The 23,679-nt window shown below is 59.8% G+C and carries 23 protein-coding genes; 17 read left to right on the forward strand and 6 right to left on the reverse strand.

All coding sequences use genetic code 11. The annotated features are described in order from the left end of the window. Positions 1–8 precede the first annotated feature (8 nt). From JIN84_RS20580 to JIN84_RS20605, 6 genes are read left to right on the forward strand one after another with little or no spacing between them, the layout of a single operon-like run. Positions 9–356, forward strand: coding sequence for a DUF6916 family protein (locus JIN84_RS20580; protein WP_200352986.1), 348 nt, complete (start codon positions 9–11; stop codon positions 354–356). 30 nt (positions 357–386) lie between these two features. Beyond that, positions 387–914: a phage tail protein gene (locus JIN84_RS20585; protein ID WP_200352987.1), complete on the forward strand. Its 528-nt coding sequence runs from the start codon at positions 387–389 to the stop codon at positions 912–914. Between the two features lie 37 nt (positions 915–951). Beyond that, positions 952–1,479: a phage tail protein gene (locus JIN84_RS20590; protein WP_200352988.1), complete on the forward strand. Its 528-nt coding sequence runs from the start codon at positions 952–954 to the stop codon at positions 1,477–1,479. Positions 1,480–1,499: 20 nt separating this feature from the next. After that, positions 1,500–1,994: a DUF6916 family protein gene (locus JIN84_RS20595; RefSeq protein ID WP_200352989.1), complete on the forward strand. Its 495-nt coding sequence runs from the start codon at positions 1,500–1,502 to the stop codon at positions 1,992–1,994. 40 nt (positions 1,995–2,034) lie between these two features. Continuing rightward, positions 2,035–2,556, forward strand: a complete 522-nt coding sequence (locus JIN84_RS20600) for a phage tail protein (protein ID WP_200352990.1) — start codon at positions 2,035–2,037, stop codon at positions 2,554–2,556. Positions 2,557–2,579: 23 nt separating this feature from the next. Beyond that, on the forward strand, positions 2,580–4,331 hold the full coding sequence (locus JIN84_RS20605; protein ID WP_200352991.1) for a lactonase family protein: 1,752 nt from the start codon (positions 2,580–2,582) through the stop codon (positions 4,329–4,331). Positions 4,332–4,406: 75 nt separating this feature from the next. Here the strand turns inward: JIN84_RS20605 and JIN84_RS23455 are convergent, their stop codons facing one another. After that, complete coding sequence (locus JIN84_RS23455; protein ID WP_200352992.1) at positions 4,407–6,545, reverse strand: exonuclease domain-containing protein; 2,139 nt, start codon at positions 6,543–6,545, stop codon at positions 4,407–4,409. Positions 6,546–6,825: 280 nt separating this feature from the next. Here JIN84_RS23455 and JIN84_RS20615 point away from each other — a divergent pair, with 280 nt between their 5' ends. The 7 genes from JIN84_RS20615 (at position 6,826) to JIN84_RS20645 (ending at position 15,595) form a co-directional block, all read left to right on the forward strand. Next, on the forward strand, positions 6,826–8,004 hold the full coding sequence (locus tag JIN84_RS20615; RefSeq protein WP_200352993.1) for a hypothetical protein: 1,179 nt from the start codon (positions 6,826–6,828) through the stop codon (positions 8,002–8,004). 150 nt (positions 8,005–8,154) lie between these two features. Then, complete coding sequence (locus JIN84_RS20620; RefSeq protein ID WP_200352994.1) at positions 8,155–9,360, forward strand: hypothetical protein; 1,206 nt, start codon at positions 8,155–8,157, stop codon at positions 9,358–9,360. Next, positions 9,357–10,478, forward strand: a complete 1,122-nt coding sequence (locus JIN84_RS20625; RefSeq protein WP_200352995.1) for a hypothetical protein — start codon at positions 9,357–9,359, stop codon at positions 10,476–10,478. The genes JIN84_RS20620 and JIN84_RS20625 overlap by 4 nt, the downstream gene beginning before the upstream one ends. A gap of 186 nt (positions 10,479–10,664) precedes the next feature. Then, entirely contained in the window at positions 10,665–11,864 is a 1,200-nt protein-coding gene (locus JIN84_RS20630; RefSeq protein ID WP_200352996.1) for a hypothetical protein, read from the forward strand. Continuing rightward, on the forward strand, positions 11,851–13,122 hold the full coding sequence (locus tag JIN84_RS20635; RefSeq protein WP_200352997.1) for a hypothetical protein: 1,272 nt from the start codon (positions 11,851–11,853) through the stop codon (positions 13,120–13,122). Before JIN84_RS20630 ends, JIN84_RS20635 begins: the two co-directional genes overlap by 14 nt. 209 nt (positions 13,123–13,331) lie before the next feature. Then, positions 13,332–14,903, forward strand: a complete 1,572-nt coding sequence (locus JIN84_RS20640) for a hypothetical protein (RefSeq protein ID WP_200352998.1) — start codon at positions 13,332–13,334, stop codon at positions 14,901–14,903. Further along, positions 14,900–15,595, forward strand: a complete 696-nt coding sequence (locus tag JIN84_RS20645; protein ID WP_200352999.1) for a hypothetical protein — start codon at positions 14,900–14,902, stop codon at positions 15,593–15,595. The genes JIN84_RS20640 and JIN84_RS20645 overlap by 4 nt, the downstream gene beginning before the upstream one ends. A gap of 111 nt (positions 15,596–15,706) precedes the next feature. On the opposite strand, the gene JIN84_RS20650 is transcribed toward JIN84_RS20645, so the two are convergent. From JIN84_RS20650 to JIN84_RS20670, 5 genes are all read right to left on the reverse strand, one after another. After that, a complete protein-coding gene (locus JIN84_RS20650; protein WP_200353000.1) occupies positions 15,707–17,023 on the reverse strand; it encodes a hypothetical protein in 1,317 nt (438 codons plus the stop codon). After that, on the reverse strand, positions 17,020–18,522 hold the full coding sequence (locus JIN84_RS20655) for a hypothetical protein (RefSeq protein ID WP_200353001.1): 1,503 nt from the start codon (positions 18,520–18,522) through the stop codon (positions 17,020–17,022). The genes JIN84_RS20650 and JIN84_RS20655 overlap by 4 nt, the downstream gene beginning before the upstream one ends. A 90-nt stretch (positions 18,523–18,612) precedes the next feature. Next, entirely contained in the window at positions 18,613–19,185 is a 573-nt protein-coding gene (locus tag JIN84_RS20660; RefSeq protein ID WP_200353002.1) for a hypothetical protein, read from the reverse strand. Positions 19,186–19,193: 8 nt separating this feature from the next. Next, positions 19,194–19,862 (reverse strand): hypothetical protein, encoded by a 669-nt coding sequence (locus JIN84_RS20665; RefSeq protein WP_200353003.1) that lies wholly within the window; start codon positions 19,860–19,862, stop codon positions 19,194–19,196. A 67-nt stretch (positions 19,863–19,929) separates the two neighbouring features. After that, the gene (locus JIN84_RS20670) at positions 19,930–21,222 is read right to left on the reverse strand and encodes a hypothetical protein (protein ID WP_200353004.1); all 1,293 of its coding nucleotides are present in this window, start codon (positions 21,220–21,222) and stop codon (positions 19,930–19,932) included. 447 nt (positions 21,223–21,669) lie between these two features. On the opposite strand from JIN84_RS20670, the gene JIN84_RS20675 reads away from it, so the two are divergent. Genes JIN84_RS20675 through JIN84_RS20690 form a run of 4 tightly spaced genes read left to right on the forward strand, consistent with a single transcriptional unit; the run spans position 21,670 to position 23,667 of the window. After that, a complete protein-coding gene (locus JIN84_RS20675) occupies positions 21,670–22,050 on the forward strand; it encodes an ArsR/SmtB family transcription factor (RefSeq protein WP_200353005.1) in 381 nt (126 codons plus the stop codon). Beyond that, the gene (locus JIN84_RS20680) at positions 22,047–22,526 is read left to right on the forward strand and encodes a DUF6428 family protein (RefSeq protein WP_200353006.1); all 480 of its coding nucleotides are present in this window, start codon (positions 22,047–22,049) and stop codon (positions 22,524–22,526) included. Before JIN84_RS20675 ends, JIN84_RS20680 begins: the two co-directional genes overlap by 4 nt. 4 nt (positions 22,527–22,530) lie before the next feature. Further along, the gene (locus JIN84_RS20685) at positions 22,531–23,199 is read left to right on the forward strand and encodes an MIP/aquaporin family protein (RefSeq protein WP_200353007.1); all 669 of its coding nucleotides are present in this window, start codon (positions 22,531–22,533) and stop codon (positions 23,197–23,199) included. Between the two features lie 27 nt (positions 23,200–23,226). Continuing rightward, positions 23,227–23,667, forward strand: a complete 441-nt coding sequence (locus JIN84_RS20690; protein ID WP_200353008.1) for an arsenate reductase ArsC — start codon at positions 23,227–23,229, stop codon at positions 23,665–23,667. Positions 23,668–23,679 lie beyond the last annotated feature (12 nt).

The following is a 23,679-nucleotide window of genomic DNA, read 5'->3' on the forward strand; positions in this document are numbered from 1 at the left end:
AACATTAGATGGTATCTGTGATTTTGGAAGTTCCTAAACCCGAGGAACCCGCCCGGTTTCTCCGCTTGGAGACCTTCGCGCCTTTTGTGGGCGACGAATTCAATCTGTCGCGCGGCAACGATCGGGTGACCATGCGGCTGGCGGAAGCCAGTCCCGTCGGAGGCCACCGGCCCGTCGAATGTGAGAAGTTCTCACTCATTTTCACCGCCGGTCCGGAGAGGCCCTTGCAACAGGGGATCCACGGCTTCAGGCACGAAACGCTCGGAGACTTCGAACTGTTCATCACCCCGGTCATGTCGCCGGATCACGACCTGAATTGGTATGAGGCATCGATCAACCGTGAAATCGTCCCCTGACGGGAACACTTTCCCTCCGCCACCAACGTCATGGCCACACCCTTCATCGCTCAAATCGCCACCTTCGGTTTCAATTTCGCGCCGCGGGGTTGGGCCCAGTGCAACGGCCAGACGCTCCCGATCGCCCAGAACACGGCACTTTTCTCCATCCTCGGCACCACCTATGGCGGGAACGGCACCACGACCTTCATGCTGCCGAACCTGCAAGGCCGCGCCCCGATGCATCCCGGCGCGGGCGGCGGCCTCACTTCACGCACGCTGGGCCAGGTTCTGGGAACGGAAAACCAGACCCTCTCGGTGCCGGAAATGCCCGCTCACAACCATGGCGGAGTCGTGGCACCCATGTCGGCCAGTCCCGCTGCCGGTGGCAGCAGCAGTCCGTCAGGGATGGTTCCGGCGGTGACACCGCGCCCTCTCTACGCGGATACCGGCAATGGCAGCCTGGGCGCGCCTTCCATCTCCAGCGTCGGTGGCGGCCAACCGCATCTCAACATGCAGCCTTACCTCTGCGTCAACTTCTGCATCGCCCTGCAAGGCATCTTCCCCAGCCGCAACTAGCCCGGATTGCACCCGGCACACTTCAATCGTCCTTATCATGGCCACTCCTTTCGTCGCTGAAATCACCCTGTTTGCCGGAAACTTCGCGCCTCGTGGCTACGCTTTCTGCAACGGGCAGTTGTTATCCATCGCCCAGAATACGGCGCTCTTCAGCCTTCTGGGCACCACCTACGGCGGCAATGGTCAGACCACCTTCGCCTTGCCAGATCTTCAGGGCAGGCTGCCGATGCACCCCGGGCAAGGGCCGGGCCTCACCCAGCGCGTTCTTGGGGAAAAGTCCGGGACGGAGACCGTCACACTGACCACCTCACATTTGCCAAGCCACAACCACACCGTCAGCCAGGGCTTTGGTTCGGCCGCGGACAGTCCGTCCCCCCTCGGCCGCTATCCGGCGGTTCCCGCCAGTGGCACTCCCTACTCCGGCACCACCGGCACGCAGATGGCCGCGAGCACCGTCACCAGTCTGGCCTCCTCCGGTGGCAACCAGCCCCACAACAACCTGATGCCTTCGCTGTGCGTCAATTTCATCATCGCCACTCAAGGCGTTTTCCCTTCCCGGAACTGAAGGCACCCTTCTCCACACCCATGAACGCATCCACCACGAGCGGTGAAACGATCTGCCCTTCCGCCTCCGGTCGCCGCGATTTCCTGACTCTTTGCGCAGGGGCGGCGGTCACGTGCGCGGTGCCGCTCGCGGCTGGCATCGCCAGCCGCCTTCGTCGTCCGGCGACGGTTGCTTCGACGGAGGTTCCGCCAACCGCCGCGCTGCCCGGGTTGGCCGCTTTCGAAGCCCATCTCGGCAGCTTGTTCGTGGCGGCGGCCACGGAGTCGCATCCCCCGGTTCATTTCACTCTTGCGAAGGCCGAGGCCTTGGGAAAAGCCGGGGGCTTTGCCGGCGAACAATTCTCACTTCGTTTCGACGCGCCTCCCGGGCATCGCATCGAGAGCCGTATCCATCAACTTCGCCACCCGGTCCTCGGCAACCTGGAGCTTTTCATCTCGCCGGTGGGCTCGGCCGATCGGTTCGAAGGGCAGCAGAAAGGTGAGGCCGTCGTCAGCTCGCTCGTCCTTCTTTCCTGATTTTCCGTCCCCACCCACCAACCCTTTTTCATACCCAGCCATGCCAGCGCTACCTCTAGTCGGCCAGATCATGATGTTCGGCGGAAACTTCGCCCCGAAAGACTGGGCGCTCTGCAACGGACAACTGTTGCCCATTGCCCAGAACACCGCGCTCTTCAGCCTTTTGGGCACCACCTACGGCGGCAACGGCCAGACCACCTTCGCACTGCCGGATTTGCGTGGCAGGGTTCCTGTCCACCAGTCGGTGGCGCACACCATCGGGGAACTCGCGGGGACCGAGAGCGTGACCCTGCTCGCTTCCCAGTTGGCCCCTCACTCTCATGCGGTCGGCACCACCGGCAGCGCCAGCGACAAACCCGCCACCGATACCGATCCCGCAGGACGGGTTTTCGCGGTTCCAACCGATGGCGGCAACTCCTTTTCGACGACGTCCACCGGTGTCCTCGGCGGTGCGGTAAACACCGGCACCGATGGAGGCTCCCAGCCCCACGGCAACATGCAGCCTTACACCTGCGTCAATTTCTGCATCGCCCTCTCCGGCGTCTTCCCTTCCCGCAACTGAGTGCCCCATCCGTTCCACCAGCCATGAATCGCTTGTTCACCACCCTTTGCAGCATCGGGCTGCGGTTCCCCGCAGGCGTGGTGGCATCGCTCGGAATCGCCGGCCCCGCCTTTGCCCTTCCCCTATTGAAATGGAGCACGCCCGTCGACACCGGCGCGTCCACCAGCGACCGCATCAAGGCAGTGGGCATGACGAACGGAGGGGATGTGATCGCCGCCTCCCAGATCTCTTCCGGCACGGGCGCGCAGATCCGCGTCCAGCGTCTCCCCGGCGCGGGCGGTGCGGCATCATGGACACGTGATGTGGGCGCTGCCGGACTTGCTGATGACGTGGTGGCCATCGCCGTGGATCCGTCGACCGGAGACAGCTTCGTTGCCGCACGCTCCGCCTCGGCGTTGAACGGTCTCGATTGGCTCGTTTTCAAAATCAATGGCAACAACGGCACCCTTGCCTGGACCACCAGCCACACCTACGCCACCACGGGCAACGACCAGCCCCGCGCGATCACGTTCACCCCGGACAACAACATCGTCGTCGCGGGCATGGAGACCAATCCCGTGAACGGCGGCAGCCGCCTGCGGGTGACGAAAATCAACTCCTCCACCGGCAGCCAGATATGGAATCACACCAGCACCATCGATGGCACGGATGCCGCGGCGGTGGCGGCCGACCCATCCGGCAACGTGGCCGTCGCGGGACGCAACGGCCAGGACGCGTTTGTCGTGAGCCTTGGCGGCACCGGCACCGTCAACTGGTCGCAGACCTACAACGGCGCGGGAAATGGTTATGACGCTTGGAATGCCGTGACGTTCCTGAGCACAGGAGATCTGGCCGTCGCAGGCTACGTGACCGGTGCGACGGGCGGGCAGAACTTCTGTGTCGCGCGCTACCCCGGAGCGGGCGGCGGTTCAACCTGGATACGTGAGGTCAATGGCTCCGCCAATAGCGGCGACCTCGCCTACGACATCGTCAGGGATACATCCAACAATCTCTATGCGGCCGGCCTCCTGAGGAACTCCGCCACCGGCCAGACGGCATATATCGCGAAACTCGCAGGTGCCACCGGCTCCGTGACCTGGTCGTTTGCCAAAAATGGCGGCAACACGCTTCCCGAAGCCACGGATGCTTTTTTCTCCGTCCGCTTGCTTGGCGACGATGTGCTCACCGCCGGTTGCGTGGCGGACCCCACAAACAAATCGAACATCCTCGTTTCCCGCTTCACGACAGCGGGAGTCTTCGCTGACGACACCGTCTTTGACGGGACCGCGCACAACAATGATTTCCTCCTCTCCAGAAATCTCCTCACCACGGCGGGAACCTCCCTTTTCGCCATCGGTGGCGATAGCGAGAACTCCGGCGCGATTTCCGATGGATTGGTGCGTTCCTACCTGATTCCAACTCCCATCGAAAGCTGGCGCCAGACGTGGTATGGAACCCCTGCCAGCAGTGGAAACGCCAAGGATACCGCGGACCCCTATAAAACAGGAATCCAGAACCTCCACGTTTTCGCCTTTTTCGGCCCCAATCAGAATCCAGCCACCGCACGCATCGGACTGCTGCCAAAAATCCAACGCATCGGTGGAAATCTGAGCACCAGCTTCACCCAGCCCTCGGGAGTCGGCGGCATCACCTACGGCGCGGAATCCAGTACGACCTTGCTGCCCGGCAGTTGGCAGGCGGTGCCGGACACCGGCATCCCGCCCCAGCACGTTTTCAGCATTCCCGCCGGCAACAATCCCCGGCTCTTCCTGCGCTTGAAGGTGACCGATCCATGAGTTTTTGAAAGGCGGAACAATCCGGCTTGGACCGGGACGTCCCGGGAATCGAAACATGGCTATCGTCACCTGCGATCAATCCATCCCGTTCCGCCTTGCGTTGATGAGACGGAGCAGTTCCGCGGTCGCCTCCGCATCGCACAACGCCCGGTGATGGGATTCAAGGGGGATGCCGAAATGCCCTGCCAGCCGGGCGAGGCTGTAGGAAGGAAGACCTGGATAAAACCTCCGCATCGCCACAACGGTGCAAAGGGTCGGACAGCGGAAATTCTCCCCGATGCGGTGATATTCCTCCCGTAGAAAACCGTGGTCAAACCGGGCGTTGTGGGCGACGAACACCGCCTTTCCCACGAATTCCCGGAATGCTCCGGAAATTTCTGAAAATTCCGGTGCATCCGCCACCATCGCATCCGAAATCCCCGTAATGCGGGTGATTTCCCGTGGGATCCTCCTGCCGGGATTCACCAGCGTGCTGAATCGATCGATCACCCGGCCTCCGCGCACTTTCACCGCGCCGATCTCGGTCACACGGTGATGGGCCGCCCGGCCACCCGTGGTTTCCACGTCAACAACCACATATTCCTGGTCAGGGTCGGCAAACCACCGGACGCGGACAACCTCCACGGTGAATCCTTCTTTTTCCAGCACCTGCATCCGGACCAACTGGTGTCTCCGGATCTGGTCTCCCTCCGCCTTGACCTCGACGAAACGCAGGTTGCCTCCGGCGACAACCATGAGGTCCGGAAATCCGGCGTCGCCCATGGAGGGATCCACGGCCATCCGCCTCAGGATGGCTTCGATGGCTCCCGGTGGTCCATGACTGATGAGTTCCCGGATGAGGGGCAGCGTGTCCCTCCTCCATCCGAACACACCATTCGGTTTTCCCTCATGCGCTTCGATGACGCTTTCCAGATGTGGAAGCACGGAGCCGGCATGAAGCAGGGCGAGCTGCCGGTTGATGGCGGCCTCGTTCCTGGTGAAAAACGTTCCGTCGGCAAGCTGGGTCGGCCGGTGCTCGAACTCGTTGTGCTTTGTCTCGCCGTTTCCGCCTTGGAGCTGATCCCAGAACAACAGGCCGAAAAGCGAGATCCACAGCTGGTTTTCCGTCCGGAAAGCCCTTTCCCCCTCCTTCCTGAAGTGTTCCACCACGGCATCCTCGGCACTGTCGCGGAAGGCTTCATCGATTTCGATGACCGGTGCCGAGCGCAGGAGGTGGGTGAGACGGCTGAGTTTCCGCGTGCCGAATTTTCTCGCATGGAAATCTTCGGCGAAAAGCAGTTCCTCGTCCGATGACGGATTCGAGATGATCTGCTCCAAAAGCTCCTTTGCCCGTCCGGTTTCATTTTTGGAGAAGAGGATGCGGCAGATCCGTTCCCGTGCCGGATGTCCGGTTGCGTGGAGGTAGGCCTTCATCGCATCGTCGGCCAATCCGGCTTGTTCCAGCCTGGCACCGAGACGGCAGATCTCCCGGTCCCTGACGCCCTCAGCCGCCGGTTCGGAGCACACGGGCCAATCCGGCACGGACTCCGCGAGATGAACCAGCCCCGCCCCCTCGCCCGAACCGATCTCCGCGGAAATCCTCGCGTAGAAAAAGCCATGCGTGGCGGCCTCCCTCGTCTTGAAACGGACCTCGAAGGAGGATTGACCCGTGCGGGTCTTCATAATGCCCAGATCCCTCAGCGCCAGCGGTTGCAGATTCTTCCGGTGCTTCCCGAAAAACAGGAAAAACAGGAACCCGATTGTCTCGACACGCTGTTGGATCACGAAGTCCGCAAGCATGTCATCCGGCAACCGGATGGCTTCCGCACCTTGGAAAACCATCCGCAGGAGTTCCGCCTTTGGTTTCGAGGACAGGCCCTTGGTAGGCTTCAAGAGGTTCACGATCTCGGATCGGGTGAGCGTCAGGATTAGGTCGGTGTGATCCGGCCCGCCGGGGTAACGGATGAACCCCGCTTCCGAAAGAAGTGCCAGAACCGCAGGGATCTCCCGCAGTTCGTTGTATCTGAGATTGGAGATCCGGGCATGGCTGCCACTCCGGTTCGCCAACCTCACGACCAGGGCACGGGCGTCGGGAGGCAGCGCACGGAAATCCCGCACGAAGGCCTGCTCCCCTTCCCCCAGCAGGGCGGCGCAGTTCTTCTCAAGAAACGAGAGCATTTCCTCGAAATGATCGAGGTAATAGAACGGGTGGAGCTTGACGGGGATTCCTGGCACGGACGGGTGCGGAACGCTAACCCACGACAAACATTGTTCAAGCGAACTCTTCCTTACGGAGCGCGACGCTATCCGCTTGGATGTATCCGCCGTTTCGTTGCGCGCCGGAACTCCGCCGCTAGGTCCATAATAGCGCCTTCCCGCAGATCCCCCCTCGGCTGGCCGGTGAGTCGGCCCGGCACTCACGAACCTGTGGATCAAGGCAGCGGAGAATTCACCTCTTGTGCCCATGTCCCCGTCCTGATAGATCATGCGGAAACATGGGAAGCAAATCCACCATATGAAGGTTCCGTTCAAATTCCTCCGCTTTCATCCTCTCGCCTTGTTATCCATCGGCGTGGGCGTGGGACTTATCTGCGGTTGGTCGTTGGGTCGCACGGCGGGTTACGGAACCGCGGAACCGCTTCACCCGTCCCCCGCTCAATCTCAGGCGGCGAATGGCGGCGCGCAGCAGGACATCACCGGAGCCAACACGTCCGATGGACGCCGTGACCGGGAGACGGCCGCTTCCAAAAAGGTTTCCGAGGATCTGGCCCGGTCTGCCCGTGCCATTTTCCAGGAAAACGTCAAGGCACGGCGTATTGCCAGATTCGAGAAACTGGTCGAGAAAACCGGGGTCGATCGCTTGCCGGAGCTGGTCGCCCTCATCCGCGAGAATGACCTGCGCGGAAATGACTCGGGCGACGAGTGGACCCGCATTTGGGTCAGTTGGTCCGAACGCGACCCGCAGTCGGCCATCGACTTTTTCACGACCTACGACTGGACCGGATGGAGCCCCCTGGCCTTGGGGGAAGCAAGGAACCGCACGCTGGCGACTTGGGCGCATGCCGATCCGGAGATGGCCCGCCGCTTTGTCGAGGCGGATGAGGGCTTCATGAACGGAGATCGCGCCATGGTATACGGGCTCGTGGAAGGATGGGCGAATACGGATCCCGGAGGGGCGGCGGACTGGCTGTTCCGGAACGGCCTGGCCATGGGCGATGAATACGAAAAAATTGTCGCGGCTTTCCGACGGAATGGAGGCCAGGAGGGGCTGGAGTCCTGGTTTTTCAAATTGGATCCGACGACGGTGCCCGACAAGGATCTGGCAGCTTTCGCGCGTTCCATGAATCCGGCCAAGACAGCGGAATGGATAGGAGAACGCCATGGCGAAGCTTGGGTGAAGGACAGTGAAATGGTGGTGGACACGGCCCGCGCGTTGGCACGGCAGGATCCCGAAGGGGCTGTCCGGTGGGCGGTCGAAACAGGTCTGGAAGACGCCATGCATTTCGCCATCTCCGGCTGGTGTGAAAAGGATCTGGAGGCAGCCAGTGGATGGGTGAAGGAGAACCCCAACCAGAAAAACAGCCTCCAGGCGGCGACGGTGGTGATGGCCTATCTGCGTCATAAGGATCCCGCCGCGGCCCGCGAGTGGGCGGATAGCATTCCGGACCAATCGCTGAGAGACCAGTTGCGCTGAAAATCGGCAGGACGGGGCGGAAATTCTCCTTACCTTGACACCAAACAGCATTCGGATAGTTCAAAAGACGCCATCAAACGACCCGATCCAGCAACAATTCTGAAGTCATGCGTCCTGCCAGCCTTGGTAGGAATCTCCGTTGGCCTCGTCATGACCAGGCAGGAGCAACCCCCGACAGCACCCGGGCTCCCTTCGCCACCCGTTGCGGTAAAAGCCGAGGCAGCGCTTCCCGACGATCCCGCCATCATCAGAATCGCCACCATCGCCGGACGCAGCACCGAGGCACGCAAAAAACTCCAGAAACTTCTCGCAGCAGAAGCGAAGGATGACGAAATCGCCGATTGGCTCGCGCTTGCGCTGTTTTCCGACCCGGTCTGGCTGGACAAATTCATTCTTACCTTACCGGAAGACCGGCGGGTCGCTTTGGCCCGGCTCACGATTTTCAAACTCGGCGCTCTTTCACCCGATGCGGCTTGGGAATTGATCCGTCATTCACCCTATGCGCGGCAGGCGGCTCTGGCGGACGTCGAGATCGAGCATCGCAAGGGACTTGAAATTCTCGGTTACTGCGGCGGCTCACCGCTCGTTGCGGACACGCTGCTCGACCCTTCGCTGGGTTTCTCCGAAAAGGACATAGCCAGACAACTTCGTTTCCCCCGGGGAGAGGAAAACGCCAGACGTATCCTTGAGGAATGGAAATCAGGACGCTGGAAAGGTGAGCCGCCGGAATTCGTCAGACGTGCCTGGTTCGTCCTTCAGCACACCGATAAGGATGGGCTGCGGGAAATGGAAAAAACATTCCCGCCCGGTTTCAGCAATGATCTCGACCAGTTCAAAACGCTCCACGAGCAGCAGGAACTCGTGGACAAGGCCCCTGCCGGAGCTCCGCCGCAAGTGGAGGATCTGGCAAAACTCAAGCCGGCCGAATTCACCGAGTATTTGAGAAACTCGTGGAACTCAAGCACCTCCATCCCGCTCACAACCCTCACCCAGCTGCCGCCGGAACTCCGCAAGATCGGGATAGAGAGATATTTACAATACAATATGGAATTCCGGCCCGAGGCCGCCCGGCAGTGCGTCGATCAACTCGAATCGCTCGATCTCACCTCTCAGGAAAAACAATCGTTGTTGAAAGACGCCGCCGGGTTGGTTTGGGGGAGTGAAGGCGACATTCGGTCAGCCCTCGACTGGGCGGGCCGCATCCCGGATGCTGACGAACGTGCGAAGTTCGAGGAAAAACTTCTCACCGAACTCGCTCAGGAAGATCCGGAGGAGGCACTCGATTACGTGGCAACTCTCCCTGCCGGCGCGCTACGGGAAAAGATCGCACGCATCGCCACCACGTTCCAGCCATGAGCCTCACACGGAAAACATTGCCAGTCGTGGTCTTCGCCCTGTCCTTGACCGTGACAATCATTTCCAGAAAATCCACTTCCCCGGCCCCCGTCAGGACACCGACCGCTGAATCGGTGACTGAAAAATCCCCCGTTCACCCCACCAAGGCGGTTCGTGCGGAGAAAACCTCCGCCGCCGTGCGTGCATCGCTGCGGGCGGGAAAAATCGACGAAGCCCATGTGTTGCTGCGCCAACTTGCCAGCGCCGACCCCGTGGCATTTTTCAAATTGATCGGCAAACTCCCCGGTCTGCCCGGCGTGGAGGACCTCATCCGGGACGCGGCCGCGCAACTCCCATGGGACGATGCGAAGATCATCGCGCTGCTGAACAACATCAGTAATAACGACCTGAGGGACATCGCGTGGGCAGCCTACATCAAGCCGAAGGCCGGAGTCCTGCCCGACGGGGAAGTTTTCAAGGTCGGAATCCAAGCCGATGCGAATTTCGCCTTGATACCTCTATACGCGGACGCCGCGAACAAGCGACCCGACGCGTTTCTCGATTTTCTCAACACTCTCAACAAAACCACCCTGCGTGTGGAGTTTTTCAGCGAACTCATGAAAGTCCACCCCGAGCGCGCATCCGAGCTGTTCCACCGCATCCCCGACGAAGCCGGTGGTTCCGTCTATGACAAAGCCTACATCCTGCAGGCCCGCCTCTATGCCCAGCCGACGACGGAAAACCTACAAGCCGTCCTCAGGGATCGGGGCAGCAATGGCATCTACGATGGAAATCTCAGCAGTTCGCTCGTCGGGTCGGCCTATCCGGGTGCCAACGCATCGGAGCGCGTGAAAATGCTCGCCTGGGTCGGATCGCTGCCACCGCTCGCCCGGAACCGGCTGCTCGATGGCATGGTTTTCACCTCTGCAGATCACTACACCGATCCCATATCTCCCGCCGAACTCTCCGAAGTTCTCAATACCTACACCTCCACCTACCGACAGGAAATCGCACTGAAATCCTGGCTGAATCGGAACAAGGACTGGGATCAGAAAAACCCGGGCTGGATCAACCAACTCCCCAACGGGCGACTGAGAAATCAAGCTCTTGAATTGAGGGAGAAAAGTGAGAAAAGATGACCCGATGACTGTTCCCTCCCGCATGAGTCAAACGGACTGTTGAACGGATGAAAAAGGCCGGAACTCCCGGTGGAATGATGTGCTGGTTCCCGGATCGGCTTGTTTTGTTTAGGGGGCGACTAGCCAAGGGAAATTTCACCCACTTGTCCATCGACAACCGGCGGTGTCATCAAACAGTATTCCATCATGTCGTCCCGCATGTGGATCATCCTTTTCACCGCCGCCGGGTCCTTCGTGGCAGGCTGGCTGGGTTATCGTCAGGCACACCCTCCTTTGCCGCCCCCACCCGCCATCACCAAAGCCGCCCGCCAGGACGCCCGCCGCACGCGTCCGGCTGACACGAAAAGCGAACCACTGGAAGAGCTGCGCCTGTTGCGGGAACGTCCCTTCAATCTGAAAACCTCCGGCGAGGCATGGACCGTCATCAGCAGGTTTTCCATCCGGCAGATCAGAGAAGCCCTGGCGGAGATCTCCGCGGGCGACCGCACGGATGCGGCCATGGATCAGGAGGCGATGCTTTATTTCTGCTGGGCCCAGATCGATCCTCTGGAGGCACTGGAGGCGGCAGGGGGGAAGGATGAAAAACAGACCCTCCACAGCGCCTTCACCGGTTGGATGAAAAAGGACCCGGACGCGGCCTACCAATGGGCCATGAAATCCTCCCGGATTGACAAAAAACTGGCTTCGCTGGAGATGGCGACACTCCTCTATTCTCTGCCACCGGCCGAAGCCTTGGAGAAAGCCGAGGCCTGCGATCCGCAGGTGAAAACCCTTCTTCTCGGCCGGATCGGCAACGCCATGGCGGAGACGGAGGAGGAACGGGCGGAATTCCTCACCATGCTCGCAAACAGCGGCGTCGCCCCCGGAGAATCCGCATACGCGTTGAAAGCATTCGTCCGATCTTGGGCGGATTCAGACCCCGCCGCAGCGTTGGACGGACTGGACGATCTTCAACTGGATGGAGGAGTCCGAGAACAAACCCGGCGGCAGTTGTTGAACAACTGGATTGAGAAAGATCCCGCCGCGGTCATCGCGTGGATGACCAGCGGTGAAAATCCACAACCCGTGAAGGAGCAGGTCGCCATCTATCAAAAGTGGGCGGAACGGGCTCCGGAAGATGCCTCCATGGCATTTGAAAACCTCTCCCAGCTGTCCCCCGGCTTCCGGGATACGGTTATGAAAAACCTCCTTGCCTCCTACCACCAGGGCGGGTGGATTCCCTTCGGACGCAACTCCCGTTCGGACGCGATGCTGTTCTCACGCCTGAAAACCCACTACGACCTGTGGACCACCCATGATCCCGGGCAAGCCTCCGCCTGGCTCGCATCCGTGGACCCTGCGTTGCAAGAAAGGCTGAAATCCCCGGACAACGATGAAAAAAACTGACTTCTCCCGTCACGGCCGCACCATCACCATCGGCATTCTCGTAATCATCCTATCGGGTGTCGGCGGACACTTGAAAGGCCTCGCGGACGCGAAAGAGGACAACCGCACCCGGGATACCCGCCCCCTTGCAAGCGTCGCAACTCCCTCATCAGAAAAGGCACGCGGACCATCGGAAAAAGATGAAACCGTATCCGTGGACAAAACCTATCAGCGCTTGTGGAAGGCCTGGAAGGAAAGCCCCCACCCGGACTATGACCCTGAGGCCTCCTCGGAGATCAGCCGCCTGGTCTCCAACATGTCCTCGTCACAAATCGGGGAATTCCTGAAATCCCTCGCACCCGGAGCGGAGTGGAAGCTGCGGAGGATCATCCTCTCCTGCTGGGTGCTCCAGGACGGGTCCGCCGCGCTGGCATACATGGGAGCGGAACCCCATGCCGCCGGCAGTCGCGACAGCATGGAGACCACCTCCATGGTCATGCAATGGGCCACCGTCGATCCGGACGCCGCGCTCGCTTGGGTCAACGATGAAAACCTCCCTCCCGAACTGAAGAAGCGGGCGTCCACCATCAGGCTCAATTCACTCATGTCTCTCATGGACACCGAACCCGACCGAGCGATGCAGGAACTCCCGCGCATGGAACCGGCGGATGTTTCCAAGCAACTGCAACTTTGGGCGGGCATTCACGGAAAAGACCCGGAAGTAAGAAAGAGACTGCTGGATTACGCCTCAAGCACTGGCGATTCCGGGGATATCAAGGAAGTCCGGACCATCCTGGTGACGGTCCTCGGGGAAATGGATCCCGAAGCCGCCAGAGCGATCATCGACACCCCAGGACTCGATGCGGCCGAACGTGCCGCGCTCGAACTCGCCGAAACAGTGGGCCGTGCGAAAAAAGATCCGCAGGCCACATTCGACGAATGGCTCCGGAAAAGCGATGTCTCGAACGGCATCCCGGAACCCATCGTATTCGCCATCGGATCATGGTTCTGGCCCGAGCCGGAGCCCGCGATCAAATGGCTCGACGGTCAACCTGCGGGAGAAAAGCGTGACGCGCTCTATGCGTCCAGCATCCCCGCCTTGGCTGGATTCGAACACTTCGACAAAGCCGCCGGAATCGCCACGTCCATCGACACACCGGCCCTCCGCGCCACCGCGCTGCAGGCTCTCGACCTCCGCTGGTCCCTCGTCAACCACGAGGCGGCGGAAAAGTGGAGACAGAACCTCGCTCCCGAAGACCGGACGCTGTTGGGAAAGTGAACCGGCCGCTCCCGACCACATTCACCCGTTGGAGAGGCGGGGAATCCAGAAGGCGATGCCGTGTGGAAGCAACATCCTGTGAAATGGATTTCCACCCGCATCGACAGGGTTGGCGGCCAGCCATGAAAACCGACTTCGACATTCTTTCGAATAAATCCGTTAGATAGGCCGTCACTGTCCCGCCCGCCCCGCTTTCGTATTCCACCTTCATGTCACGCCGCCTCCAGATCCTCATCGCCACCCACGTCCTTGCGTTCGCAGGTGCCGTTGCGACCGCGAAACTCGTGATGTCTCCCGCGCCGCCCCGGACCGTCCCCGAAACGCCGCGACTGAAGTCGAAAGTCTCCCATCGTGAACCACAGATGAACCGTCATGACGCAGATCGCCTGATGGAGGTCTTCGACGGGCAACTGATCGACCCTCCAACGGAATACGAAAAACTGAAGGAAACCCTCCCGGTGGCCGCGGACCTGGAAGCGGCTGCTCTGGCGGCGGTCACCGAATACGGCGACCGCCTGGAACAAGCCGACGGAACCGGGCTGACGCGGAATGAGGTCAACGAACTGCTCGCGGTTTTCGAAGTGCGGATGCTGGACTGGATGTTGCGGGAGCCGGACAAGGCGGTCGATTTCGCCCTGAAAAATCCCGTGTGCCGGTTGATCGGGCTGAATAATTTGCTCGTGGAAAGGGTTTTCAAGGACGTGATCCACGAACACGGGGTGATCGCATCCATATCCTGGCTGACCAAAAGCGAGGATCTGCTGGGTGCCTTGGGCACCTGCGCTGTCGATGAGATGAAAACGGGCGGTGGTGTGGCCACCCTGACGGCGCTGCAGGAGGCGATGAAAGGCAATCCCTATGAAGACCAATACCGGACCTCCACGCAGGAAGCCTCGGACTTTTCCGAGAATCCATACGACGACGGCCCTCCGTTCTTTAAAGAAGCGGGTAAGAACATTCCCTTCGACGAAAAAGAGAAGCTGCTGGATTTCGTGAAGCGGCAGCCGGACGAAGTCAGCAAGCAACTCCTCTTGTCGGGATTCGCCCGTTCCGACGCACGTGCCGCCCCATGGCTGCTGGACCTCATCGCACGGGGTGTTTTCGAAGGAGGCCTGGCCGCGAGGCTGAAGCGTGAGATCGGAGATGCCGTCGTGAATCTTCCGGACATGGAAATGAACGCCCGGTTGGAGGCGCGGCGGCTGGCTCTCGGAAATGAATCCCGATCCAGACAAGCCCTCATGGACGATCTGGTCATGGCTGATGTCGGAACCCTGCTCGATCAGGGCCGAGACTGGGGGCATGAATTCAAAAATGGGGCGACATCGCTCGAGGATGTCCTGACAGAGGTGAAGGAGAATCTCCCTAACATTCCTCCCGAAGGAGAGCAGGCGCTGCGGAAAGCCCTGTTTTACCAACTCTGCGTCGAAGACCCCGCGAAGGCGCTGCCCTTGCTGGATACGATGACGGAGGAAATGCGGCGCGGGATTCTTTCTGATACGGCTTGGGAAAGCCATGACAACGCCCGTCCGGACTACTTTCTGGGATTTCTACAACAGATTCCCCAACCCGTGACGGCAGCGGAAAAAGACGACCGGACAAGAGGGTGGAGGATGAGGACTTCTGGATATCTTGAGCGGTATGGCAGGGAATATGTGGAATGGGTGAGACAGATGCCACCGGGATTCGACAGGGACGCCGCGGTGGATTCCGTGGTTTACTCCACGCCCGATCCGGAGCGGGCACGGCAATACCGCGAACAGCTTTCCAAAAAAGACCCATGAACCACCGCTTCCTATCACTGGCAGTCGCCAGCCATCTGGCGGTGATTGCCGCAGGCCTGTGGTTCGGACGTCCCTCAGGCGGCGAAGCCACCCGCCCGCCGGATGAACCACAGGCGGTATCGATCAAAAGGCCTGTGCGCCCGCGCGCCGCCGTGAGCACTCCCCCCGAGGCTTTCCAGTCCACCGGGGCATGGAGCACCCGTGAATTCGCCGGTGCGTGGAAAGCACTCGGACGCGCGCCGCTCACAAAGCCCGAACGCACCGCAATACGCAGGAACATGCTCCAGAATTGGGCTGCACGGGACCTCGCCTCGGCCCTTGAAGCCGCGCTCGGCCGGCAATGGAACGACGAGCCCGGTGAAGACGCTTTGAGAGAGACCCTGTTTGAAGCGTTTTACGGTCCTTTCATCACGCATCCACAAGAGGTGTGGGATCTGGTCGCGAGCGGAAGATTCGGGATCGACACCGGTCTGCTGAGACACTTCTGGATAGAAACCGCCGGGGATAAGGATCCGCTTTTCCTGGCCGCCCGCATTGGAGACCTTCCTGCGGAAAGCCGTCAGGAAGCTCTCAACGCCTGTTCTGCGGATATTAATGACGACGGGGTCCGTGAAGCGGCTTTGAAAATTCTCTCGAAACTCCCCAAAGGCGTCCTGACCGAAAAACAGCTTGAAGCTTTCGCCGAAAAATAGCGCTGCCGGCTTTTTCCTGAAAAACCGCCCGCTGTAAAGTTTCTCACTTGGGAGGCTCCGCAAGACGCGGCAAGGCGGTCTTGTCAGTTCATCTCCATCAATTGAAAGTGCCTATTGAGTCGGGGCATTCTGTTTTTCCCAATCCATCCGCCACTTTTCCGCATTCGCCCTGACGGCTGGGTCTGTGATGGCATCAAGCGCCCACTGAGAGGCGGCGGGATCGTTTTTTCTCCAGAGCGCCTGTTGGGAAAACTCAGCCAAACCGTTCTCCCGCTGCCACGATCCTTCGGGCATCGCTTCCAGCCACTGTCTGGCCCTGGGTAGATCGTCCCGGATGTAACGGCCCACCGCTTTATAGAACATCTCCACGGTATCGGGGCTTTCCGGCAGGTTGCATGCCCACTCCACGAGTTCTTCGGGTTTCACGAGCCCCCGTTCGGCGAAATCCGCGATCGCCGCCGGACTCAGTTTCGAAACAACCTCCAACTGCCCGGCGGAGATGGCGAAGTCCAGCACGGTCAGCAATCCCGGATAGTCCGAGGTGAGCTGGGAGAGGATCACCTGGCTCGCCTTTTCCCGCGCATCCGGAGGAATTTGATCCAGTTCGGCGGATAGATTCGCGGATTTCATCTTTTTCAAACTCGCGCCCCACTCCATCATGGTGATCCGCCGCGTCGTCCCCTCCGGCAATGACGACCAACGTTTCCGCAATTCTCCGGGATCATCACCACCGGGAAGTTGATTGAACGCCTGCTGGATCCAATCGCCGTGATCCTTCCCTGCCAGATCGATGATCCGGGAAACAACCGCCGCGCGCTCGTCGGCGGTCTTGGCCCCCCGCACGATGCCGGTGATCGCTTCTTTCCGCAGATTTTCCGACAGGTTGGAGAGCATCGAAGCCACCAGGAAACCATCGGTTTTGACCACGGATTCCACCCACTGTCGGCGGAGCAGTTCCGTGGCCACGCCATACCGGCCGCTCTGGATGAGTTCCCAGGCATCCAACGGACGGTCGGAAAACGCTTGGGAAAAAGCCTCCAACAGCGGTGGAGGGAAATAATATGTCCCTCCGACATTCTGTCCGCGCTCGTCCCACGCCTCTTTCATCACGGCATCAAGAGCGCCCTGCAAATCCACCGCCGCCCATTTTCCGATGATCTCTTGCTGGAGCGTGATCCGATCCAGCCTGTTGAGCCTGCGGGTCGGCACTGCGGCCCATGCGATTTTGTAATCGTTCTTCGATAGCTGCCGCTTCGCGTCCTTGCGTCCCCGAAACGATTCGGCATCGCCGCCTCTCCCGGACACAGTCCCGGCCTTTTTTGGCAAACCTGCGCCAACGTATCTCTCTGTGGAAAACCAGGTGGCGGCGATCGCCACACCGATGCCCGCAGCCACCAGATGGCTCATGATGCTTCGGGCACGTGTCATGGGTTCGACATCCTTCGCTTGAGTTCCTCATCCCTCACCTCCGAACGGAGGCTTTGCGCAAGCGAGGGGTTGCTTTTGGCGGAAGCCAGCGAGAGCGAATAAAGGGCCATGTCCCGGTCCAACCCCTCAGGCAGGTTCCTGACCCACTTCACATAGCCCTCATCCAGGCGTTCATAATTCTCCGGACCATGCCGGACCCACGCATCGAGCCGTGCGTCCCGATATTGCGGGTCATCCTCGGGGACCTGCCGCAGAGCGGTGAGGAAGGCCTCGGGGTTGACGTAATGGAAACCATTCCGGGCGGTATCCAGGACCACCTCCGCGCGCCGCGTGGGCGTGAGACCTTCCAGCAGCTTGATCGCGCGTCCGCCATCCTCCTCCGCCAGATTCTGAAAAAGAGCCACCCGGACCGCCTCGGCCGCCTTCAAATTTGTTTCTGGAAGTTCCTTCGCGATGCTGGCCAGAACTTCGCCAGCCTCCACATTTCCGTGGCGGAATTCGTAAGTCCAATCGCGCCCGTGGATCAGGATCTTTGCGACATCCGTCCTCGCCAGTTCGTCATAGAGGTTCTGATCGGCCGGCCCTGCCTCTCCCTTTCGCATGAGGGCGATCCGCTGGTCCATCGGCAGGACCGCACTGGAAAGGGCGATTTCATTCAGCCGGTTGTTATCGGAGAGTCTTTCGCGGAACTCCGCGTCAAGGGATTCGTCACCGAGCATTTCCAGAATCCATGCGGCGGCCTCCGAGGAGTTCTCTTTCTGAAACCTGCCGAAGTTCGCCACAATTTCGGGTTGGTTTTCGGAACGCGCGAACTCGACGATAGTCGATCTCCGCTCCCACGGACACTGGCTGCTTAGGAAAAACTTCATGCTGTTCCACTGGTCCGGGACCAACTTTCCCTTGAATTCCGCCAGGAGCTTCAGGTTCCCCGATTCGCCAAGCGTCCGCGAGGTCGCGAAGATGGTCTCGGATTCCAACCCGCCATCGAAAAACGGCAGGACGGAATCCACCCCTTTGTCGCCGGCCAGTTGCTGCACCACATCTCCCAGGTGGCTTGCGGCGGCAGCTCCTCTGGCATTGTCCGGGCCAACTCCTTCCTTCAGCCACTTCAGCAGGCCGGGCATATCCTTGGCCGCCCACTGATACATCAGGGTGGCAAGCCGCGCCGAAGGCCCGTGATCACCCTCCTTCCACCCTTTCACCTCCTCTTCCAGCGCCGCCTCCAGATCGTCCGGCACCGGCATTGTCTTCACCAGTTCGGGAAGCCCATTCAGATAAGCCGCGCGCTTTTCCCGCCACTCTGCGGGAGACAGCTTGGGACGGGGTCTCTCCGGTGCGATGATCGCCAGGATCTCGTCCGACGATCTTACCTCTCCGGTCCGCGGCCGTTGAGTCTCGGCGGCCTGTGTCCCGGAGCCATGCACTCCCTCATCAAGCAGTTTCCACCCCGCCCAACCTGACAACAAGGCGGCGCAGTGGGTAACTCCTGTGAGGATCAATCGGCGATTCCCGGACATCATATGGATGACCTCACAACTGAATGAAACCCATCGACCATACAAGGTGGAATTCTTCCCGTAACGGTCAACCTACTCCGTCTGCCTCACAGTCTCCAACACCCGTTCACCCCTGTCCTGAGGGACCTGCCATTGTTTCATGACGCTGCGGATGAACCCCGTATCCTTCACATTCCGCAAGCGTTCGATCACCGCCAGCCTGTCCTCGACATCGGGAACGTCCTGCAGGATCTCCATGACATAAGGCTCAGCCTTGATCGCTTGGAAGCGGAACTCATCCGCGACATCCTCGGGCATCACCCGGATGTAGTTCCGCAACTGGCCCGAGCTGTTCAAGAGTCCCGACTTGGGCAGGAGGGCGGCGAGTTGGCCGGAGTCGAGGGACGCGAGCTTCTCTCCCATCCACCTCTCCGCTTCCAGCGAGCCTGACTCCCGTCCCATCTCGTAACCCATTTGGCCCAAGGCCACATACTGTCCCTCTCCGCTCCGCGTCACGGCGTAGTCGAACGCCGCATCCGGATCTTTGACCGCCCATTTGCCCAAAGGATTGTCGGGACTGAAACTCTTCGACACCCACGGACCATTGCCCACCTTGCCCACCTTGCCCACCTTGCCCACCTTGCCCACCTTGCCCAACTTCGCCAAGCCATCGATCAGTTTGCAAAATCAAATCCGTCCGGATAGGCGACATGCACCATTTCCAGCGATCCCTTGGTTTCCGGAGTTCTTCTTACGATGTCCAGCAACGCATCCAGTCCTTTTTCCTGCGCCAGTTCATACACATCCCTCATCAGGTCGCTCAATCTTTCGCTGCTGATGGGGACATGCTCCTCCCCAACTTCCGTGTAAATTTCAAAACCCGCCATCGGGTCTGTCTTTCCCACCACCAACAACACCCCTGTCAGGGCGATCTGCCTCTGCCCCGGCACATCCCGTCCTCTGGCCCATGCCAACGCACCTTCCGGATCCCGCTCGGCCCATGTCCCTGTCAGGGACATCAGTTGGTTCACCCGCCGGTCATCCCTCCCGGCCCACATCGAGGCCATCATCTTTTCCAACACAGCCCGGATGTCTCCGGTGGGAATCTCCTTCACGACATCCACCACCCCGTCCTTGTCGATCCGCTCCGCCCATCGTGTGGCGTCGCGGCTTTTTTGCAGCGCGACCGCATCCTGTCGTGTGGTTCGTTTTGTCTCTGTCCTTGCCGACCCGGGTTCGGTGCCGGTTCTTGCGGGAATCCCTGGTTTCACCAGCCAACCGCCCGAGGCGCCGATGAGGATTCCCGTCAGGAGAGTGAGTGTGGTGTCTCGGTTCACTATCATCGGATAGGTGAAATTCAATCGATCGGTCCCACGTTGTCGGTAAGAAGAACCGCCTCGCGTTCTCGTCTCAATGTCCCCCGGGAACCACGATCGGTTCAAATTCCTCCCCGTCACCGGGCGCGCTCAATGTTCTCGTTTCCGCATTCCACACAAACGCCTCTCCGCTGACCGGATCCACGGGCGGCTCCTCTCCCAGCAGGATGGAAATCGCGGCGGAGGCCATCGCCGTCCGCGTCGTGCTCTTTCCAAATGCCACCGGCAATCCCCGGAGGGACATCAGCATCCCCTCGGCGGTGACCTTGTGGGATTCCTCACCGGTTCGGTTCACCAGACTCTCGGCGGGAGGAAAAGCATCGGTCGCCCTCTCCACGTCAAACCTGTCGCTCCCGGAATGCTGTATTCCCTCGGCGGTCTGCTGGAGCATCCGGGTGTAGGAACCGAGCAGTTCCTCCACATCATGCACTTCACCCACGGGCAACGACTCGACTGCCGAGGGATCTCCAAGGAGTGCCGGCAGAATAAGACTGCGGATGCTGGCATTCCACTCCCCGGCAATCACACGGGCATATTCAGCAGCCGGTTTTTCGTTACGGAAGACCACTTCGTTCCATCGACTCAAAGACTCCGGATCATTCGCGAGGACGGGCAGGAAATTCACCTGTAGCAAGTCCCGGGCGGAATTGCGGATGCCCACTGAAATAACCTCACCCAGCATGGAAGTCACTTCCGTATCCACGATGTGGTCGCCGATGGCTGTCGAGGCTTTCAAATGACGGAGCGCTGTTTCCTGATCCCCATTCTCGAAGGCGACGCGTGCGGATGCCCTGAGGATGCTACCAAATACCGAACCATACCGCGCCGGAGCTCCGAAGATCCGATCCATGGCGATCCCTTTTGTCGATCGGTCCGGCAGCTCCGCGATCCGCAGCAACTCATCGAAGTACCATTGATTCTCCGACTGCCACGCCTTGAACTTTCCGGCATCCCACTCTCCCGCGGCTCCTGAAATCATATCTTTCAACTCATCATCCAACGGAGGCTTCTCCATGCTCTCCGCCAGCTGGAGAAGCTGGAGATAACCGTTCTTCTCATCCGGCACATCCCTGTAAACCGGTTTCATATCCGGATATTTTTCGAGCAGTTCCTCATACCACTTCTGCGCGGCCAGATCGATCGACCGCTTGCGCCGCGCCTCCAGTTCCGGATCCGTCTTCTCCCGGCCGGCGGCGCGCGTTACGATGCCGGAAGCATCGCTTTTCACATCCGCGGACGGATTCCCGCTCTGTGGCTTTCCGGTCAAGATGATGGCGAAAACCGCGACCAGCACCACCAACAACAATATTCTGATAGATTTCTTCATGAGATGAAAATGAGAACGGCTTGTTAAAAACCTTTCCTCATTTCAAAGAACACCGACGCGCGGAATGATTGTCTATCAGAATTCAAAATGACATCAACACAAGAAGCCACACCTGCCAAGCGCCGGCGAAATTCCGTCGAAAGCCCACCCCTACCGCTCGGGCAGCACAAGAGCTTTGTTATGTTTTACATAAAAAGAAATGTCAGGATACATCAGCTCCCGGGTTGTTGGATTCCATGGATAATCCATCCCATGGAGAGGGTCTTTCGCAGCCGCTTCTCCTTTGAGAATGGCGAAGGCCGCCCTTGGAGAAATTAGAAAGCCATCCCGTCCCGCCATCCCTTGGCAGCCTTGGCATTGCGGGGGTGCCCACAAGCAACACGATCTGTCTACCGGGCAAAGTTCCTTCTTTACATAACGATATTTATCGTTATGAATCTTCCCGTCATGAAAAACATCGTCACGTTTTCCAAAGCCCTCGCGGACCCCACCCGCTGGCGCATCATCCGGCTGGTGATGGATCAGGCGCTTTGCGTGTGCGAGCTTGCCGACATTCTGGAAATGCCCCAGTCGTCCGTTTCCAGCCACGTCCAGATCATCCGCAAGGCCGGCCTCCTGGAGAGCGAGAAGTGCGAAAAATGGACCTATTTCCAGATCGACGGCGACTACCGCAAGATCATCCGGTCGCTTGCCAAATTCTTCAGCGACTCGGACAACCTCATTTCCCAAACCGACACCGTACGCTCGATCCAGCGGCTGGCCCAACGTGAAACCAGCTGCTGCCCTGGTCCGAAAACCCTGACACTCAGGAAACCCGCCAAAGCATGAACCTCTCCGAACTCAAATCCCTTCTCAGCGATCATTCCGCCCGCCTGTTCCGCATCTCCCTGCCCGACGGTAACCCGGTCCCGCTCTCCTTCCACGTCACCGAAGTCGGCCGCGTGTGGAAGACCTTTCTCGACTGCGGCGGCACGCTCCGTGAATCCGTGACCTGCCAGCTCCAGGTCTGGGTCGGGCAGGATTATGACCACCGCATCGAAACCGGAAAAATGGCCGCCATTCTGGAAAAGGCGAAGGCCTATCTGCCGGACGAAGGCATCCCCGTCGAAATCGAATACGAAGACCGGGTCATCTCCCAATACACCATCACAGACCACGAGCTTTCCGACGACGCCGTGATTCTGAAGCTCGCGCACAAACATACCGAATGCCTCGCTCCCGAGTTGTGCGGTCTCCCTCCTCTCGACCGCCTCCCGGCCATCGGTGGCAAATCATCCTGCTGCGGCCCTGCCGGTTGCTGCTGATCTGATGAAACGTTTGTTCGCCGAGTTTCTGGGAACCTTCTTTCTCGTGTTTGCGGGAACGGGAGCCATCGTCATCAATCAGGCAAGCGGCGGAGCGATCACCCACCTCGGGATAGCCCTGGTATTCGGTCTGGTGGTGCTGGTGATGATCCACACCTTTGGCGATGTCAGCGGTGCGCATCTCAATCCCGCGGTCACCATCGGCTTCGCGGTCGCAGGGCGTTTTCCGTGGCGTGAGCTGCCAGGCTACATCGGCGCGCAGTCCATCGGAGCCGTTTCCGCGAGTGTTCTTCTCAAAATCCTTTTTCCTACCTCCCCCACCCTGGGTGCCACGATGCCCTCCGGCAGCGTGTTTCAAAGTTTCGTATTGGAGGTCGTGCTTACGGCGATTCTGATGCTGGTCATTCTCAGTGTGTCGGTCGGAGCAAAGGAAAAAGGCATCACAGCCGGCATCACGATCGGTGGACTGGTCGGCCTCGAGGCGTTGTTTGCCGGGCCTGTCAGCGGAGCGTCGATGAACCCGGTCCGATCCCTCGCCCCCGCCATTGTCAGCGGAAATTTCCAGGATCTATGGCTTTATCCATCGGCCACGATCCTGGGTGCTCTCATTGGGGTCATCTTGTGCCATGCCGTGCGCCAATCCGACTGCGGGTCCCATGTTCCACACCCTTGATTCTCCCAATCCCAACAACCAAAAATCATGTCCACTCCCGCCATCCTCGTCCTTTGCACCGGAAACTCATGCCGCTCCCACATGGCGGAAGGCATACTGAGAGACAAACTTGGCAGCGGCTTCAGGATAGAAAGCGCGGGGTCCAGACCCGCTGGTTACGTTCATCCCCTCGCCATCCGCGCGTTGTCTGAAATCGGAATCGACATCAGCGGCAACCGTTCGAAGCATCTCGACGAATTTCTCGGCGATGACATTGAAACGGTGATCACCGTCTGTGGCAATGCCGATCAGGTCTGTCCGATGTTTCCCGGGCAGGTGAACAGACATCACTTTCCCTTCGACGACCCGGCACACGCGGAAGGCGGGGAGGAGGAGCAGATGGTCATGTTCAGGCGCGTGCGCGATGAAATTCAGGCGGTGTTCGGTGCTTATGCGGCGGGGAGATCGGACGCCCTCAAAACCCGATGAGCGGTTCTCGAT

Origin of the sequence: Luteolibacter yonseiensis, assembly GCF_016595465.1 — a bacterium.
GTDB lineage: Bacteria > Verrucomicrobiota > Verrucomicrobiia > Verrucomicrobiales > Akkermansiaceae > Luteolibacter > Luteolibacter yonseiensis.